The 16,307-nt window shown below is 36.2% G+C and carries 15 protein-coding genes; 6 read left to right on the top strand and 9 right to left on the bottom strand.

Features of this window, described 5'->3' with window-relative positions; translation table 11 throughout:
- Position 1: 1 nt before the first annotated feature.
- The 6 genes from ACE94K_RS19155 (at position 2) to ilvA (ending at position 8,481) form a co-directional block, all read left to right on the top strand.
- Entirely contained in the window at positions 2-658 is a 657-nt protein-coding gene (locus tag ACE94K_RS19155) for a response regulator (RefSeq protein ID WP_378176217.1), read from the top strand.
- 570 nt (positions 659-1,228) lie between these two features.
- Positions 1,229-2,908 carry a dihydroxy-acid dehydratase gene (gene ilvD / locus ACE94K_RS19150; protein ID WP_378176214.1) on the top strand — a complete coding sequence of 560 codons (1,680 nt, stop codon included), beginning with the start codon at positions 1,229-1,231 and terminating at the stop codon, positions 2,906-2,908.
- A gap of 105 nt (positions 2,909-3,013) precedes the next feature.
- Positions 3,014-4,747 carry a biosynthetic-type acetolactate synthase large subunit gene (gene ilvB, locus ACE94K_RS19145; RefSeq protein ID WP_378176211.1) on the top strand — a complete coding sequence of 578 codons (1,734 nt, stop codon included), beginning with the start codon at positions 3,014-3,016 and terminating at the stop codon, positions 4,745-4,747.
- A 2-nt stretch (positions 4,748-4,749) separates the two neighbouring features.
- Complete coding sequence (gene ilvN, locus ACE94K_RS19140) at positions 4,750-5,283, top strand: acetolactate synthase small subunit (protein WP_378176208.1); 534 nt, start codon at positions 4,750-4,752, stop codon at positions 5,281-5,283.
- A gap of 229 nt (positions 5,284-5,512) precedes the next feature.
- Complete coding sequence (gene ilvC / locus ACE94K_RS19135; protein WP_378176205.1) at positions 5,513-6,988, top strand: ketol-acid reductoisomerase; 1,476 nt, start codon at positions 5,513-5,515, stop codon at positions 6,986-6,988.
- Between the two features lie 227 nt (positions 6,989-7,215).
- The gene (gene ilvA, locus ACE94K_RS19130; RefSeq protein ID WP_378176202.1) at positions 7,216-8,481 is read left to right on the top strand and encodes a threonine ammonia-lyase; all 1,266 of its coding nucleotides are present in this window, start codon (positions 7,216-7,218) and stop codon (positions 8,479-8,481) included.
- A 73-nt stretch (positions 8,482-8,554) separates the two neighbouring features.
- On the opposite strand, the gene ACE94K_RS19125 is transcribed toward ilvA, so the two are convergent.
- The 9 genes from ACE94K_RS19125 to ACE94K_RS19085 form a co-directional block, all read right to left on the bottom strand.
- Positions 8,555-8,935, bottom strand: coding sequence for a hypothetical protein (locus ACE94K_RS19125; RefSeq protein ID WP_378176199.1), 381 nt, complete (start codon positions 8,933-8,935; stop codon positions 8,555-8,557).
- Positions 8,936-9,020: 85 nt separating this feature from the next.
- On the bottom strand, positions 9,021-9,563 hold the full coding sequence (locus ACE94K_RS19120) for an acyl-CoA thioesterase (RefSeq protein WP_378176196.1): 543 nt from the start codon (positions 9,561-9,563) through the stop codon (positions 9,021-9,023).
- Between the two features lie 204 nt (positions 9,564-9,767).
- Positions 9,768-10,133: a 6-phosphogluconate dehydrogenase gene (locus tag ACE94K_RS19115; RefSeq protein ID WP_378176193.1), complete on the bottom strand. Its 366-nt coding sequence runs from the start codon at positions 10,131-10,133 to the stop codon at positions 9,768-9,770.
- A 22-nt stretch (positions 10,134-10,155) separates the two neighbouring features.
- Entirely contained in the window at positions 10,156-11,310 is a 1,155-nt protein-coding gene (locus ACE94K_RS19110) for a serine hydrolase domain-containing protein (RefSeq protein ID WP_378176190.1), read from the bottom strand.
- The gene (locus ACE94K_RS19105) at positions 11,307-11,651 is read right to left on the bottom strand and encodes a hypothetical protein (RefSeq protein ID WP_378176187.1); all 345 of its coding nucleotides are present in this window, start codon (positions 11,649-11,651) and stop codon (positions 11,307-11,309) included. The genes ACE94K_RS19110 and ACE94K_RS19105 overlap by 4 nt, the downstream gene beginning before the upstream one ends.
- 9 nt (positions 11,652-11,660) lie before the next feature.
- Positions 11,661-13,052, bottom strand: coding sequence for a DNA recombination protein RmuC (rmuC, locus tag ACE94K_RS19100; RefSeq protein ID WP_378176184.1), 1,392 nt, complete (start codon positions 13,050-13,052; stop codon positions 11,661-11,663).
- Between the two features lie 162 nt (positions 13,053-13,214).
- Positions 13,215-13,679: a DUF5063 domain-containing protein gene (locus tag ACE94K_RS19095; RefSeq protein ID WP_378176181.1), complete on the bottom strand. Its 465-nt coding sequence runs from the start codon at positions 13,677-13,679 to the stop codon at positions 13,215-13,217.
- 130 nt (positions 13,680-13,809) lie between these two features.
- A complete protein-coding gene (locus ACE94K_RS19090; protein ID WP_378176178.1) occupies positions 13,810-14,916 on the bottom strand; it encodes a hypothetical protein in 1,107 nt (368 codons plus the stop codon).
- Positions 14,917-15,357: 441 nt separating this feature from the next.
- Positions 15,358-16,167 (bottom strand): ABC transporter ATP-binding protein, encoded by an 810-nt coding sequence (locus ACE94K_RS19085; protein WP_378176175.1) that lies wholly within the window; start codon positions 16,165-16,167, stop codon positions 15,358-15,360.
- Positions 16,168-16,307: the final 140 nt, after the last annotated feature.

Here is a 16,307-nt window from a genome sequence, read left to right as displayed (position 1 = left end):
AATGAAGAAAAAAACCGTGGTTATAGTAGATGATCATCTTCTGTTTGCGCAATCTCTAGAAAGCCTTATTACAAACCTGGAAGGGTATGAAGTACTGGCTATTCTCAAAAATGGAAAAGAGCTTACACAATATTATCTGCATAAAAGGAAAAAACCGGATTTAATACTTTTAGACGTAAAAATGCCGGTAATGGATGGTATTCAGACCATGCAATGGTTAAAAGAGAACCAACCCGAACAGAAGGCGTTGGCTTTGACGATGGAAGATGATGAAGAAACAATTATAAAAATGCTTAGAGCCGGAGCAAGAGGGTATTTGTTAAAAGATATTCATCCTGAGAATTTTGAATTTGCTATGAAAATGGTCATTGAGCAAGGTTTTTATTACTCTAGTAAAATAGAAACAGCATTGAAGTATTCTGATAAGGCTGATGTTGTTGCCAATGAGGATCTTTCAGAAAAATTAACGGATAGGGAGTGGACTTTTCTTAAGTATACGTGTTCAGAACTTACCTATAAGGATATAGCGGGTGAAATGAATTTAAGTCCAAAGACTATAGAAAACTATCGTGAATCGGTATTTAGAAAATTGCAAGTAAAAACCAGAGTTGGACTTGTTATTTATTGTATGAAAAACAATTTGTTTAAACTAGATTAACGTTCCGATTTTATATTTTCTTTGCTTTTCACAAATATATTTCGTTATCTTTACCAGAGAAAATGAGCAGAAGAAATAAACATATTATAAATGTCATTAGAATTCAGGTGATTATTTCATCTTGAGTAAAGGGCATTTTTGTGTAAAATATAAAAAGTGATCCCTTTACATTCGTAAAGGGATTTTTTAGTTTATAAAATGAATATACGTCAAACTATTATTATCAATATTGTTAGCGTCGTGGTGATTATTTCATCGGGATGATAGGGATATTTGGTATAATATGATTAAAAATCCCTTCCGTGTTCAGAAGGGATTTTTTTTGTTATCAGTTTTGATGAAATAAAATTTAACAAATAGTGATTGTAAATAAAACTAAGTTAAGTAGCTGTAAATCAATACATAAAAAGTATTTAGGTACAGTTGGATATTGTAAGGCTATTGAATAAAATGTAATGGTTTAGTCTTTACAAAATAATTTTATACTGTGGTTTATTTGATTAGATGTAAATTTTTCAATAAAACAGTTAAAATTTTAAATAATTAATAAAAAATTCACATTCAAACGGAATGAGCATTAATAAATATAGTAAACAAGTAACTCAAGACGATACACAACCGGCAGCGCAAGCAATGCTGCATGCCATCGGTTTAACAGATGAAGATTTTAAAAAGCCTTTGGTTGGGATTGCAAGTACAGGTTATGAAGGAAATCCTTGTAATATGCATCTTAATGATCTGGCTAAGTTAGTTAAGAAAGGTACCCAAGAGGAGGATGTTGTGGGATTAATATTTAATACCATCGGTGTAAGTGATGGTATTTCTATGGGAACTCCGGGTATGCGTTTTTCTTTGCCATCCAGAGATGTTATTGCTGATTCTATGGAAACTGTTGTTCAGGCAATGTCTTACGACGGAATGGTAACCGTTGTAGGGTGTGATAAAAATATGCCGGGTGCATTAATGGCAATGATACGATTAAACCGTCCATCGATTTTAGTGTATGGCGGAACTATTGCTTCCGGAATGCATGCAGGAAAGAAGTTGGACGTAGTTTCTGCTTTTGAGGCTTGGGGCGAGAAAGTAGCAGGAACTATTACCCAAAACGAATATAAAAATGTTATAGAAAAAGCGTGTCCGGGAGCGGGTGCTTGCGGTGGAATGTATACTGCCAATACCATGGCTTCCGCAATCGAAGCATTAGGGATGTCATTACCTTATAATTCCTCTAATCCTGCAATCAGTAATCACAAAGAGGAAGAAAGCATAGCCGCAGGTCGTGCAATGCGAATCCTTTTAGAAAAAGATATTAAACCCTTAGATATAGTTACTAAAAAATCATTAGAGAATGCCATTCGCTTAGTAACGGTTTTGGGTGGATCCACAAATGCAGTGTTGCATTTTTTGGCAATTGCCAGAGCAGCAGATGTAGAATTTACTTTAGCAGATTTCCAAAGAATAAGCGATGAGACTCCATTCTTGGCAGATCTAAAACCAAGTGGTAAGTATTTAATGGAAGATGTACACGAAGTTGGTGGAATCCCGGCGGTGTTGAAGTATTTATTGAAGAAAGGTTTATTACACGGAGATTGTTTGACCGTTACCGGAAAAACGCTTGCAGAAAATCTCCTAGATGTTCCGGATCTTACTGAAGGACAAGATGTAATCAAACCAATAGAAAATCCTATCAAACCTACAGGACATCTAAGAATCATGTTTGGTAATCTAGCCGAAGACGGATGTGTTGCTAAAATAACCGGTAAAGAAGGATTACGTTTCCAAGGAAAAGCAAAAGTGTTCAATAGTGAATACGAGGCAAATGATGGAATTCGTGATGGTAAAGTAGAAAAAGGAAATGTGGTCGTCATACGGTACGAAGGCCCGAAAGGCGGTCCCGGAATGCCGGAAATGCTAAAACCAACAGCGGCAATTATGGGAGCGGGTCTTGGTAAAGACGTAGCCTTAATAACAGATGGAAGATTCTCTGGAGGTACTCACGGATTTGTGGTAGGGCATATCACCCCGGAAGCACAAGAAGGAGGGTTAATAGCACTAGTCCAAGATGGAGATGTTATTACCATCGATGCCGAAACCAATTCGATCACTGTTGCGATTGAAGAGGAAGAAATTAAAAGAAGAAAAGCTTCTTGGAGTCAACCTCCTTTGAAATTTAAAAAAGGAGTTTTATATAAATATGCAAATACAGTTTCATCAGCCTCACAGGGATGTGTTACCGATGAGTTTAAATAAGAACTTCAATGTATAAGATGTTTGAAATCAGAAAACTGTAATTGTTATGAAGATAGAAACCAAAAAACATTTTCAGTACATACTGAGATATAAAAAAATAGCGTAATGGAAACACAAACGCAAGCAATAGAAAAAGAAACAAAAGAAACTACCGGAATAATGACTGGAGCAGAAGCGGTAATACATTGTTTACTGGCCGAAGGTGTAGATTTAATTTATGGATACCCTGGAGGAGCGATTATGCCAGTATACGATGAGTTATATAAGTTTCAGGATCAATTACACCACGTACTTACCAGACACGAACAAGGAGCTACGCATGCAGCACAAGGATATGCAAGAACTAGCGGAAAAGTCGGTGTAGCTATTGCAACTTCAGGACCAGGTGCAACAAATTTTGTAACAGGAATAGCCGATGCCCAAATCGATTCTACACCTATGGTTTGTATAACAGGCCAGGTAGGTTCTCATTTATTAGGATCTGATGCATTTCAGGAAACCGATATTATAGGAATTTCTACTCCCATTACTAAATGGAATCATCAGGTAACCAAAGCTGAAGATATCCCTTCTGTGTTAGCCAAAGCCTTTTATATCGCTCGTTCTGGTCGTCCCGGACCGGTATTAATAGATATAACAAAAGATGCTCAGTTTGGTGAACTGGATTTTAAGTATGAAAAATGTAAAGGGGTAAGAAGCTATAAACCGGTTCCTGAAACAGATCCTGAGACATTAGAACAAGCGGCCAAATTAATCAATGATGCCAAAAAACCCATGATTGTTTTCGGTCAGGGTGTAATTCTTGGTGAAGCCGAAGAAGAATTAAAAAGTTTTATCGAAAAATCAGGGATCCCAGCAGCCTGGACAATTTTGGGATTATCGGCCTTGCCAACTGCCCATACACTGAATGTGGGTATGGTAGGAATGCATGGTAATTATGGGCCCAACAAGCTCACTAATGAATGCGACCTCTTGCTGGCCATCGGAATGCGTTTTGATGATCGGGTTACTGGTAATTTAGAAACCTACGCCAAACAGGCCAAAATCATTCATTTTGAAATTGATCCGGCAGAGGTGAATAAAAATGTAAAGGTAGATGTTGCAGTTATGGGTAATGTAAAAAATACGCTGGCGGATATCCTTCCTTTAGTGAACACCAACCAACATGATGCCTGGTTACAGAAATTCAAGGATTTTGACTCTATAGAGTATGACAAGGTAATCAAAGAAGAATTATATCCCTCGAAAGAAGGCCTTTCTATGGGAGAAGTCCTTCGAGGAATCAATGAAGAGACCAAAGGTGATGCAGTTATCGTTTCTGATGTTGGGCAGCACCAAATGATTGCTTGTAGATATGCAGAGTTTGTTCAATCTAAAAGCAATGTTACATCTGGAGGTTTAGGAACTATGGGCTTTGCTTTGCCTGCCGCTATCGGTGCTAAAATGGGAGCTCCTGATAGAGAAGTTGTTGCGATTATAGGAGATGGAGGATATCAAATGACGATACAAGAATTGGGGACTATTTTCCAAACCAGAGTACCGGTGAAAATTGTAGTACTTAATAATGATTTTCTGGGGATGGTACGTCAGTGGCAACAATTATTTTTTGATAAGCGATACGCTTCAACAGAAATGGTGAATCCTGATTTTGTAACTATTGCAAAAGGATATCATATCGAAGCCAAAAGAGTAACAAAAAGAGATGAATTACAAACAGCTATAAAGGAGATGATCGCCTCAAAAGAACCATACTTTTTAGAAGTATGTGTAGAAAAAGAAAATAATGTGTTTCCGATGATTCCAACAGGAGCTTCAGTTTCAGACATAAGACTTGAGTAATTATGGAAAAAGAAAATTTTACAATCTCGGTGTATACCGAAAATAATATAGGATTACTAAACAGAATTTCTGCAATCTTTCTGAAGCGTCATATCAATTTGGATAGTATGACGGCTTCACAATCCGAAATCAAAGATGTTTTTCGATTTACTATAGCAGTAAAAGTTACAGAAGAACAGGTGAAGAAGATTGTGGGTCAGATCGAAAAGCAAATCGAAGTGATTAAAGCATTTTATCATAAAGAAGAAGATATTATTTATCAGGAAACCGCTTTGTTTAAAATCTCTTCAAAATTGTTATTTGAAGAACGACAGATTCAGAATGTAATAAAAAATAGTAACGCCAATATCGTCACGGTAACACCAGAGTTTTTTGTGCTGGAAAAAACGGGAAGAAGAAGAGAAGTTGATGCGTTATACAAAAAGCTGGAGCCGTATGGATTAATGCAATTTACAAGGTCTGGAAGAATTGCCGTGACCAAAGATAAGATGCACATTTCATCCATATTAGAAAAATTTGCAGAAGAAACCGTGTAAGGTCTGCCTGACGGTAGGCAGGGATAGAAGTGGCATTCTTTTAAAGAGGTACTCTGAGGCTCTCGAAGGGGACTATTAGAAAAGATACAACGAATAGCCCGACTCTGAGATGTCACACTGAGCTTGTCGAAGTGCAGGCGAAGGGATACACCCAAGGATATAAAACAACTAAAAATCAAAATTAAATAGATTTCCGTAGAAACGGAAGTAACCACAAATTAAGAAGGAAATGGCAAATTATTTTAATACGCTATCATTAAGAGATCAATTAACACAATTAGGAAAATGCCGATTTATGGACTCCTCTGAGTTTACAGATGGAGTAGAAGCACTAAAAGGAAAAAAAATAGTGATCGTTGGTTGTGGAGCTCAGGGCTTGAACCAAGGATTAAATATGAGAGATTCTGGTCTGGATATTTCATATACATTACGTGAGGCAGCGATCAAAGAAAAAAGGCAATCGTATAAGAATGCTACAGAGAACGGATTTGCTGTAGGCACCTATGAAGAGTTAGTACCTGATGCCGATTTAGTCATTAATCTTACACCGGATAAACAACATACCCAAGTAGTCAATACGGTGATGCCTTTGATGAAAAAAGGGGCCACATTGTCTTACTCCCACGGATTTAATATTGTGGAAGAAGGAATGCAGATCAGAAAAGATCTTACTGTAATCATGGTAGCGCCAAAATGCCCTGGATCAGAGGTAAGAGAGGAATATAAAAGAGGATTTGGAGTTCCAACATTGATTGCTGTACATCCAGAGAATGATCCGCAAGGTCACGGACTAGAACAAGCTAAAGCCTATGCAGTAGGAACAGGTGGAGATAGAGCAGGTGTATTGGAATCTTCTTTTGTAGCTGAAGTAAAATCGGATCTCATGGGAGAACAAACAATCCTTTGTGGACTTTTGCAGACAGGTTCTATACTTTGCTTTGATAAAATGGTAGAAAAAGGAATTGAGCCCGGATATGCTTCTAAACTAATCCAGTATGGTTGGGAAACGATTACCGAAGGTTTGAAATACGGAGGTATTACTAATATGATGGATAGATTATCGAATCCTTCTAAAATAAAAGCATTCGAACTTTCTGAAGAACTAAAGGATATTATGCGTCCTTTATTCCATAAACACATGGATGATATCATTGATGGTCATTTTTCTAAAACGATGATGGAAGATTGGGCTAATGATGATAAAAATCTATTATCGTGGCGAGCTGCTACCGGTGAAACTGCATTTGAGAAAACGCCAGCAGGAGATGTGGAAATTTCTGAGCAGGAATTTTATGACAATGGAGTACTCATGGTTGCGATGGTAAGAGCAGGAGTAGAACTTGCTTTTGAAGCGATGACTTCGTCCGGAATTATTGAAGAGTCTGCATACTATGAGTCTTTACACGAAACGCCACTTATAGCTAATACAATAGCACGTAAGAAGTTATTTGAAATGAATAGAGTAATTTCTGATACTGCAGAGTACGGGTGTTATTTGTTTGATCACGCCTGTAAACCTTTGTTAGGTGATTTTATGAAAAAGATCGAAACTGATGTCATTGGGAAAGCGTATGATGAAGGTAAAAGTAATGGAGTGGATAATGCAAAGTTAATTGAAGTAAATGCAGCTTTGCGAAATCACCCAATTGAAATTGTAGGAGCAAGATTAAGAGCTTCTATGACGGCTATGAAGCCAATAGTATAATCATAAAATAAAAGTATCAATTCGAATAGTTTTTCTTTTGTCACTTCAAGTCTTCGATTTCGCTTAGGTGAAGCTTAGTCGAGAGGTTATTACGAAAAATTATTAAAAGCGATACTACAGTAATTTATTTGTCTAGCTGGGTCTGTCGAAGTTTTTTGAGATGTGTATTGTGTAATCTTTGATGGACTCAGACTGGCAGATAAACTGAATCATAGAAAAGAAGAAAGATGAATGCTGAAGTAACCACTTATTTTCCAGAATTAGAAGATATTCAAAAAGCTGCCTCCGTTATAAAGGAGGTATCTATGGTTACTCCTTTGATGCATAGTATTCGTTATTCTCGTAAATATGAAGCCAATATTCTTCTTAAAAGAGAAGATCTGCAACGAGTTAGATCCTACAAAATCCGCGGTGCTTTTAATAAAATCAGTTCGTTGACTGATGCACAACTTGCAAAGGGTGTTGTCTGTGCTAGTGCAGGAAATCACGCCCAAGGCGTAGCTTTTGCTTGCCATCATTTAGGAATACAAGGAACGATTTATATGCCATCTGTTACTCCAAAACAGAAAGTAGAACAAACCAAAATGTTCGGCGGGGAACACGTGAGCATTGTGTTAGAAGGTGATACTTTTGATGACGCGTCCAAAGCTGCCAAAGAATTATGTCGTAAGGAAGAAAAAACCTTTGTGCATCCTTTTGATGATCCCAAAACGATTGAAGGACAAGGAACGATTGGATTAGAGATTTTTGAGCAAACTAATGATCCTATAGACTATATTTTTGTAGCTATCGGAGGAGGAGGCTTAGCTTCTGGTCTTTGTGGAGCTATGAAAGCATTATCGCCCAAAACCAAAATTATAGGTATAGAGCCTCAAGGTGCCCCTTCCATGCTAACTTCAATTCAGCAGAATAGGAATACGGAGATTTTTGATATTGATAAATTCATCGATGGTGCGGCAGTGCAAAAAGTAGGAGACTTGAACTTTGATATTTGTAAAACGCATTTGTCTGATATGATTACTGTACCCGAAGGATGGGTATGTCAGACGATTTTAGATTTATATAACAGGGATGCCATTGTGGTAGAACCTGCAGGAGCCTTGACCCTTGCCGCTTTAGAGTTTTATAAAGATAAGATTAAAGGAAAAAATGTAGTTTGTATTGTTAGTGGAAGTAACAATGATATCACCAGAACTGCAGAAATTAAGGAAAGAGCATTATTATATGCAGATCTAAAGCATTATTTTATTGTTCGTTTTCCTCAAAGAGCTGGGGCTCTGAAACAGTTTGTTGGCGAAATTTTAGGACCTAATGATGATATCACTCATTTTGAATATTCTAAAAAATCAAGTAGAGAAAATGGTCCTGCAGTAGTAGGGATTGAGCTTAAGGATAAAAATGATTTACAACCTCTTATTTCCCGGATGAAGAAGCATAATTTTTTCGGGGATTACCTAAATGATAAACCGGATCTGTTTCAGTTTTTGGTGTAAACTCTTAATAAGAAAAACTCTGAGCGAAGTCGAAGAATAATTCCAGATGAACCAGAATTAATAATAATAGTAATCATTGCTCTAGCAATCCATCGGCGATCCAGTCTTCTACGATGTCAATCGTAGCTTGCGGGAGTCTTCCTGATTCGGGCATCACGTTAAAAGCATTATTCGTAGCAATTCTATTAAATAAACCTCGATTATTAACAGCATCCACAACTTGGTCATAGGTTAGTAGCATCATAATAGCACCTTGATCCAAAGGGTCTCCGTGACATTCGATACAGTTGACATCGATAATAGCTTTCACGTGACCATTATAGGTAGAAGTTTGTTCAGGAATTGGATCAGGATCGACAATTACTTCGGGTTCTACAGGAGTGTCATCACTACTGCCGCAGGCAATAAAATTGATCACGCAAAAAATAAGTAGGATTTGAATTGGGGTTTTCATAGTTTTTTGTTTTTTCTTCAATATAGCAATTAATGAGTGTTTTGTATAAAACAAGCTTTAATATAACGAAAAGATGATTGATAAATTATAAATCTACTTTTACATTAAATTTCTTTAACAATTCCAAATGATCTTCTAGTTTAAATTCTGATGCTTTAAATCGATCCTTTCGTGCTTTGGCATCGTCTTTTCTAATAATACTTCTCACAAAGCGACGCACAGCTGTCTCGTTTTCTAAAATTAAGCCAGGAACAGGAACGCTTTTTCCTTCGTTGTCTTTTGCGACCATGGTAAAATAACTGGAATTACAATGCTTAACCTTGCCGGTCATAATATTCTCTGATTCTACCCGCACACCAACCACCATAGAGGTTGTTCCTACATTATTGATTGATGCTTTCATAGTGACAAGTTCACCAACTTCAATCGGTTTCAGAAAATCAACTTTGTCCACACTAGCAGTAACACAATAGGCTTCAGAATGTTTAGACCCACAAGCAAACGCAATTTGATCCATTAGCGATAAAATATATCCCCCGTGAATTTTTCCACTAAAATTAGAATGAGAGGGAAGCATTAATTCTGAAATTACTACTCTTGATTCTCTGGCTGTTTTATATTTTTTCATGAACTGAATTTTATTATTTTAACTCTCCTTTACACTAGCGTTGATATCTCGGTGTACGTTAAACATCCCTCTAAATCTCCCTTCAAAGGGAGACTTTGATAACTCCCTTCCTTCGAAGGAAGGGCTGGGGAAGGATGTTTTTTAGACTTAAATATTTTAATAATTTAACAATCAAATTATCAATTCTGTTGGAAACTACAGCCATTATTTTCTAAAATGCGGAGATTCCTCTTCTTCCACATCCACGATAAAGTATTTTGTGTCTCCTAACCAAGAAATTGTAGCAAAACGTTCTTTATATTTTAGTTTTACATATCTACCCTGAAATTCTTCTAATTTTATGATCACTTCTTTATTTTTATCCTCTACAGAAAAACTAAAGATTTGAGCTCCGGAAATTCCCTGGCTGATTTCTCCTTCCCAGGTTTTAAAGATTAAACCCTTTTTACTAAACTTGATTAGTTCTCCACTGCGCACTCCTTCACTATAAGAAGCAAAATAAACAGTTGCATACCAAATCGCAAAAAGTAAGGTGATTGCTAAGATGATTATGGCTAAAACTTTTTTCATAAATTATTTTTAGTTGAAAATTTTAGAAAGCTTTGTATACTTTGGTTACGAATTCATCAATTAGGTTTGGTTCTAACCATCTCGTAACAATTACCAACTTTTGTTTTTGGTCGATCACTATAAAATTACCGCCAAATCCCGCTGCATAGAACAGATGCTCAGGTAGACCTTCCCAATGACGATTTCCTTTTTGATTAAGCCACCACATAAACCCATAATTTGCATTGGCTTTAGATGGTTTGGTAGCTTCTGCAATCCAGTTTTCTGAAATCAATTGCTGATTTTTCCATTTCCCATTATTCATAAATAATAAACCAAAACGGGCATGATCAATGGTGTTTATGAAAAGTCCACCACCAGAGTGTCCACCTCCGCTTACAGATTGCATTTGGATACCATCGATATTGACCCAAGAATTGTCATAGCCATACCATCGCCAGGTGGTTGAGGCACTGATTGGATCCATAATTTTTTCTTTTAATATGTGTGGTAATGGTTTTCTCCAAATATTTAGAAGAGAATACGACAAAACGTTTACTCGAACATCATTATACTCAAAAACGGTTCCTGGCTCGTTTAGTTTCCTGAATTTCCAATCATCAATACTTCCCTCTTTTGGTGGGCGATCTGCCCAATCATATCCACCCCATAATTGCCCGGACCAATCAGACGACTGCGTCAATAAATTTCTCCAGCTTATTTTTTTGTTGTGATTACCATCATAGGTGTGATCCCAGATATATTTATAAGCAAAATCATCTACAGAACTAATTAAGTTTTGATCAATAGCCAATCCTGCCATGGTAGATAAATAACTTTTGGTAACACTAAAGGTCATATCTACCCGATCGATATCTCCCCATTTTGCTATGATATATCCATCTTTAAGTATGACACCTGCAGGACCACCTCTTTTTTTGGTAGGCCCTAAAATTTGATGATATGGCTCTCTTTCGAAGCCTTTAAGAATTGCTTGTCGCAGATCTTTGGATCCCGAATATTCGTTAGCTTTTGCGTATTGAATGGCATCGCTAAGTTTTGTAGTGTTTATATTGAATTCTGAAGGATTTTTTTCTTCCCAGTTTCCACGTTCAGGGAAGTAGGTTTGTTGGGCAAAACCTATACTAACAAAAAGTCCTAATACATAAAATAAAATGAAGGTGTGAATGCTTTTCATTTAGCCAATGTGTTTGTCTTTATAACTTTTTTCATCAAAAGAAATACTCCTACAGCAAAAGCCGAAGCTCCCAGAAAAGAAAGGATATTAACTGCACCAGATATATAGGAATACATTTCACCCTGCCATTTTTCATAAAAAGCGAGCTGAATAAATAGCACTCTACCCACGATTATTGAAAGAAAAATAATAACATTGCCTACTAAAATTAGAATACCATCTGTTTGAGATCCCATTTTTACTAAATAATATATACTAATTACAATAAAGAATATCGTCGGAATTGCATATGCTAATGCCAATAATAATTGAACGATTATTTGCGGTGTGTTTGGTTCCATAGTCTTTTATTAAGTTTCTTCATCATCAGAAGCACGTTTTATAATCGCTTCGGGAAGTGATTTTTTAGCTTTGGCTCCCATTTTTTTTAATTTTTCGACGCTGGTAATGAGATTTCCTCGTCCATCTACCAATTTATTCATTGCCGCAGAGTAATCTTTTTTGGCATCATCAATCTTTTTACCAACTCCAGTAAGGTCTTTTACCAACCCTTCGAACTTATCATATAACGCTCCTGCTTGTCTTGCAATCTCAATAGCATTTCGCTGTTGCTTTTCATTGTTCCACATCGTATCGATGGTACGCAAGGTTGCTAATAATGTAGATGGTGTTACAATCACTATGTTTTTTTCGAAAGCCTGATTGTATAATTTATTATCTTCATTAATGGCAATGGCAAATGCCGGTTCTATAGGCACAAAAAGCAATACAAAATCCGGAGATTCGATATCGTATAAATCCTGATAATTTTTTTCAGAAAGTTGATCGATATGACGTTTTAGAGAGGTGATATGCTCTTTTAGGTAGGTTGACCTAAGATTTTCATCATCTTCATTAACGTAGCGTTCGTATGCGGTTAATGTTACTTTAGAATCAATCACCATTTTTTTACTGTCCGGTAAATGGATCACAACATCGGGTAAAACTCTTTGACCATCGGCAGTGGTAAAACTTTGTTGCACAAAATACTCTCGGTCTTTTTCTAATCCCGATTTTTCTAAAACGCGTTCTAATACTAATTCACCCCAATTACCTTGCATTTTACTATCACCTTTTAAAGCTTTGGTAAGGTTGGTAGTTTCCTTGCTCATCTGTTCGTTGAGATCTTTAAGACCTAAAATCTGTTGACGTAACGCTGCGTGATAATCAATACTTTCTTTGTGGGTTTGCTCTACCTTTTTCTCGAAGGTATTGATCTTTTCCTGTAATGGATTAAGGATGTTTTTTATGTTCTCTTTGTTTTGTTCTGTAAACTTATTTGATTTTTCATCCAAAATTTTATTGGCAAGATTTTCAAATTCTTTGGTGAATTTTTCCTGAAGTTTTTCTACTTCGTCTTTTTGTTCCTGGTTTTTGAGTTGTAGATTTTCAAACTCAGCAGTTCTTCGCGTAAGTTCGGTATTCAGGAAATCTTTTTCTCTACGGATTTCTTCTCGTTCTTTAGCAATATCAGAAAGTTGTTTTTCTAAAGATTGCTTATACGCTTCTTGTTGTTGTTTGGTGAACTCCAGTTGTTGATCTGCAGCTTTTTTAGCTTCATCAAATTTCAACTGAAGTTGATTGGCACGTTCCTGAAGCGCACTTTGATCACTTTTGTTTTTTAACGAAGCCACGTATTTACCAATAAAGAAACCAATAATTATTGCAACAAATGCAACAATAAGCAAAATGTATTCTGACATGTAATTTTTGTTTACTCGATCATCGAGATTTTAATTTTTAGAGGCTTACCTAGAGATCAAAAAAATTCCTTTGATTTCTAGATACCTGTACTAAATATTATTGTTTCAAAGATAAAGATTTAGTCAGTATAAGTAGAGGAGATATATTACTAAATAATCAAATTATAATCGCTCTTCTAAATCTTTTAAGGTCTTTAGAAGGTTTACGATATGTCGTTCAGAATGATTACGCATAATAAATTCAAAATACCAAATAGCATCAACCTCGCTGGTATTTTGGAACCGCCATTGGACTTCCATCAAGTCTTTAATGATATCAGATAGATCATCATTAGCATCGCCCAGTCCGTTATCTGGTTTTTCTAAGTCAAAAGGATCTGAAACATTCTGATAAAATCCTAAGTCAGGAAAATTTGATCGTATGGTATTCGAGATTTTTTCAAAATTGAATTCTGGGGCTTCGGGATATTCTTCTTCATCATCTGGCACGTTTCCTTCTAAGGCCAGATATTCCTGATATAAGGAAACTAATGATTTTTTTAAAAAGAGTTCTTTGTTTTCCGTGCCAATTTTAGGTACTGTGCCCCATTGTATTAGTTGGTCTGCGATATGCCGGAGATTGCTCAAGAGTAGGTTGTTTTACACAAATCTAGTTAAGAATTTTCAAAATGAGGTATAAATCTTAGTCCTATTTTTCAAGGATTCTTATGTTGCACTGTTTACTTGGATCTTTTCTATACCTCTAAAGAGTCTTGAGTTACTGTTTAACTCTATAGGTGATTCTTCTATTAGTAATTACTTTACACGATCTTGTCGTCAGTGTAACTTCTGTTCTTGTGATACTAATATCGCAACCTGTCGAAACAGTATTACGAGCTTCAGCGTAATAGCTGCCAGCGACTGTTGTTGTATAGCTCGTATTGCCGGGTAGTAATAATGTTCCTCCAATAGCGGCATCGTACCAATCTACTGTTTCTCCGGGACCTACAGTTACGGTTAAGGTTCCCGTGGCTCCTGTGCAAATAGTTTGGTTACCATCACTAATTGGTGCATTTGGTGCGGTGTTAACGGTAACCTCTGTAGAATCAGTATTAGAGATAGTTCCATCAGAAATTGTTACCGTATAGGTGTATGTGCCAGCTCCCAGTCCTGTAATCGTAGGGTCTTGCAATGATGAGCTGAATGAGTATCCTCCTGGACCTGTAGCAGACCAGCTAAACGTAGCGCTTCCGCTTCCGGCTCCAGACGGATTGGCAAAAAGATTTAAAGTCTCTCCAACACAAATAGGAGAGTTAGATGAAGGAGATACATTTAGGGTACCTCCACCATTGTTGAGATCTTCAAATGAGTAATCTGCTCCGGCACCACCATTACAGGTAGAATAGATAACGGATCCAATTTGTATTCGTTTTGCGGCGCTACAAGGTCGTCTAGTATCTAAGCTACCGCCTGATTCGACAACAATAGACGCACCAGCTGGAAACGATAGTGTTACATTACTAATCCAAGAAGCAAAACCTCCGTTTGCAATTGTAAGTAAAGAAGTGTTGAAACTTGATGTATTCGCTACTACTAATGTATCTGTTCCTCCAGTACCATCACCAACAGTAAGTGAATTGAAATTATTGGTAATATTAGAAGAAATAGTAACCGAAAATCCTCCAATGATTGAAACATCGTTAGTTCCTGCTACTTGACCAGGGTATGTAGCTGCCGGAACCCAACTAACCCCATTGAAGACTTCCCAAATACCAACTGTTGTCCAGTTTCCCGAAGCAATAGATCTGTAATCATTTACTGATTGAGCGTAGCAAGTACAGGCGATTAAGACAAATAGAAAAAAAGTAAGTATTTTTTTTACCATAGATGATGTTTAATGCCTCTTATACTATAACAATTAAATCGCTAAAATTCCTTTTTTATAGATACTAAAAGGACTGTTTTTTATCTGTTTTCTAGTATATACGAAAAATTAGATGTTTTGGTTTTGTAGTAAACTAAAAAACAACAGGACTGTTTTTTGTCATATTTGTTTTCCTGTTTATAAGAGAAAATTCCCTTGGTCAATTTAGTTAGAAGTTTTTGGTTGCTAAAATGGTTTTCCGATATATTTTTTATGGTAAAACCTTTTTTTTAAAATTGATTTATAAGCGTAATGCCAATATGTTAGATTTTATTAGTTAAATAGTACGGAAGGGTGTCAATCAAAATATGAATGCTTTTTTGTGTTGTAATGATAAAAAGAAGTGGGTAGCAAATCTAAGGTTAAAGTTTATAAAGCTTTTGATGATGCTTTTCTAAATAATCAATGCCTTACCTTATAACTTCCAGTTTTTGGATCAAACAAGATTAAATCTTCGGGAAAGAGTGATGAAAAAGCGCGGCATTGAATTAATTCTTTGGGACGACCAAATTCAAAACCTTCAGTATTCATGACAATCATTTTATCACACAATTGAATCGCAAAATCAATCTCATGAGTCGAAAACAATATTGTTTTTTGAGTTTCGAAAGCTAAACGTTTTAATAGCTTTAGAATATATGCTTTATGATATACATCTAGATGTGTCGTAGGTTCATCTAACATAATAAAAGGAGTATCCTGGGCAATTGCACGAGCGATAAGTACTTTTTGTAACTGGCCGTCACTTAATTCGAAACATCTCCTGTCTACCAATTCTGAAATATGGGTAACTTCTATAGCTTTTCGTACTTTTTCAATATCTTCTTCCAATAGTTTACCGACCCAATTGGTGTACGGTTGTCTTCCTAGAGCTACCAGCTCTTGTACTGTTAAGTTCTTCGAGGCAATTTGTTCGGTAAGTACAATGCTTAACTGAGAAGCTAATTCAGAAGTTTTATAGGTTTTAATTTCTTTATCGGATAAAAAGATATCTCCGCGAAGAGCCGGTTGTACTTTTGATAGGGTACGAAGTAATGTAGATTTACCAATACCATTAGCGCCGACTAATCCAACAAGTTCGCCTTCGTATAATTTTAGATTGATATCAGCCGCTACCACCTCCAATTTATTTTTATGGCGGTAACCGATCGATAGATCTTCTGTTCTAAGGACGATATTTTGATTTTCAGTTTCTAATGACTCTATTTCCATAATAACTTAGTATTGAGTAATGAGTACAAAGTATTAAGTTTCAAATATTGGAAACTCCTATTTTTTATTTCCTTATAGTTGCTTTCTGCTTTCCTGTTCACTTTCATCATAAGACTTCAACATCACACTTAATATTTCAT

Source organism: Aquimarina besae (assembly GCF_042434905.1).
In the GTDB taxonomy this organism is placed as follows: domain Bacteria; phylum Bacteroidota; class Bacteroidia; order Flavobacteriales; family Flavobacteriaceae; genus Aquimarina.
The sequence above is the reverse complement of the archived record's forward strand: the minus strand, read 5'-3'. Positions and strand labels throughout refer to the sequence as shown.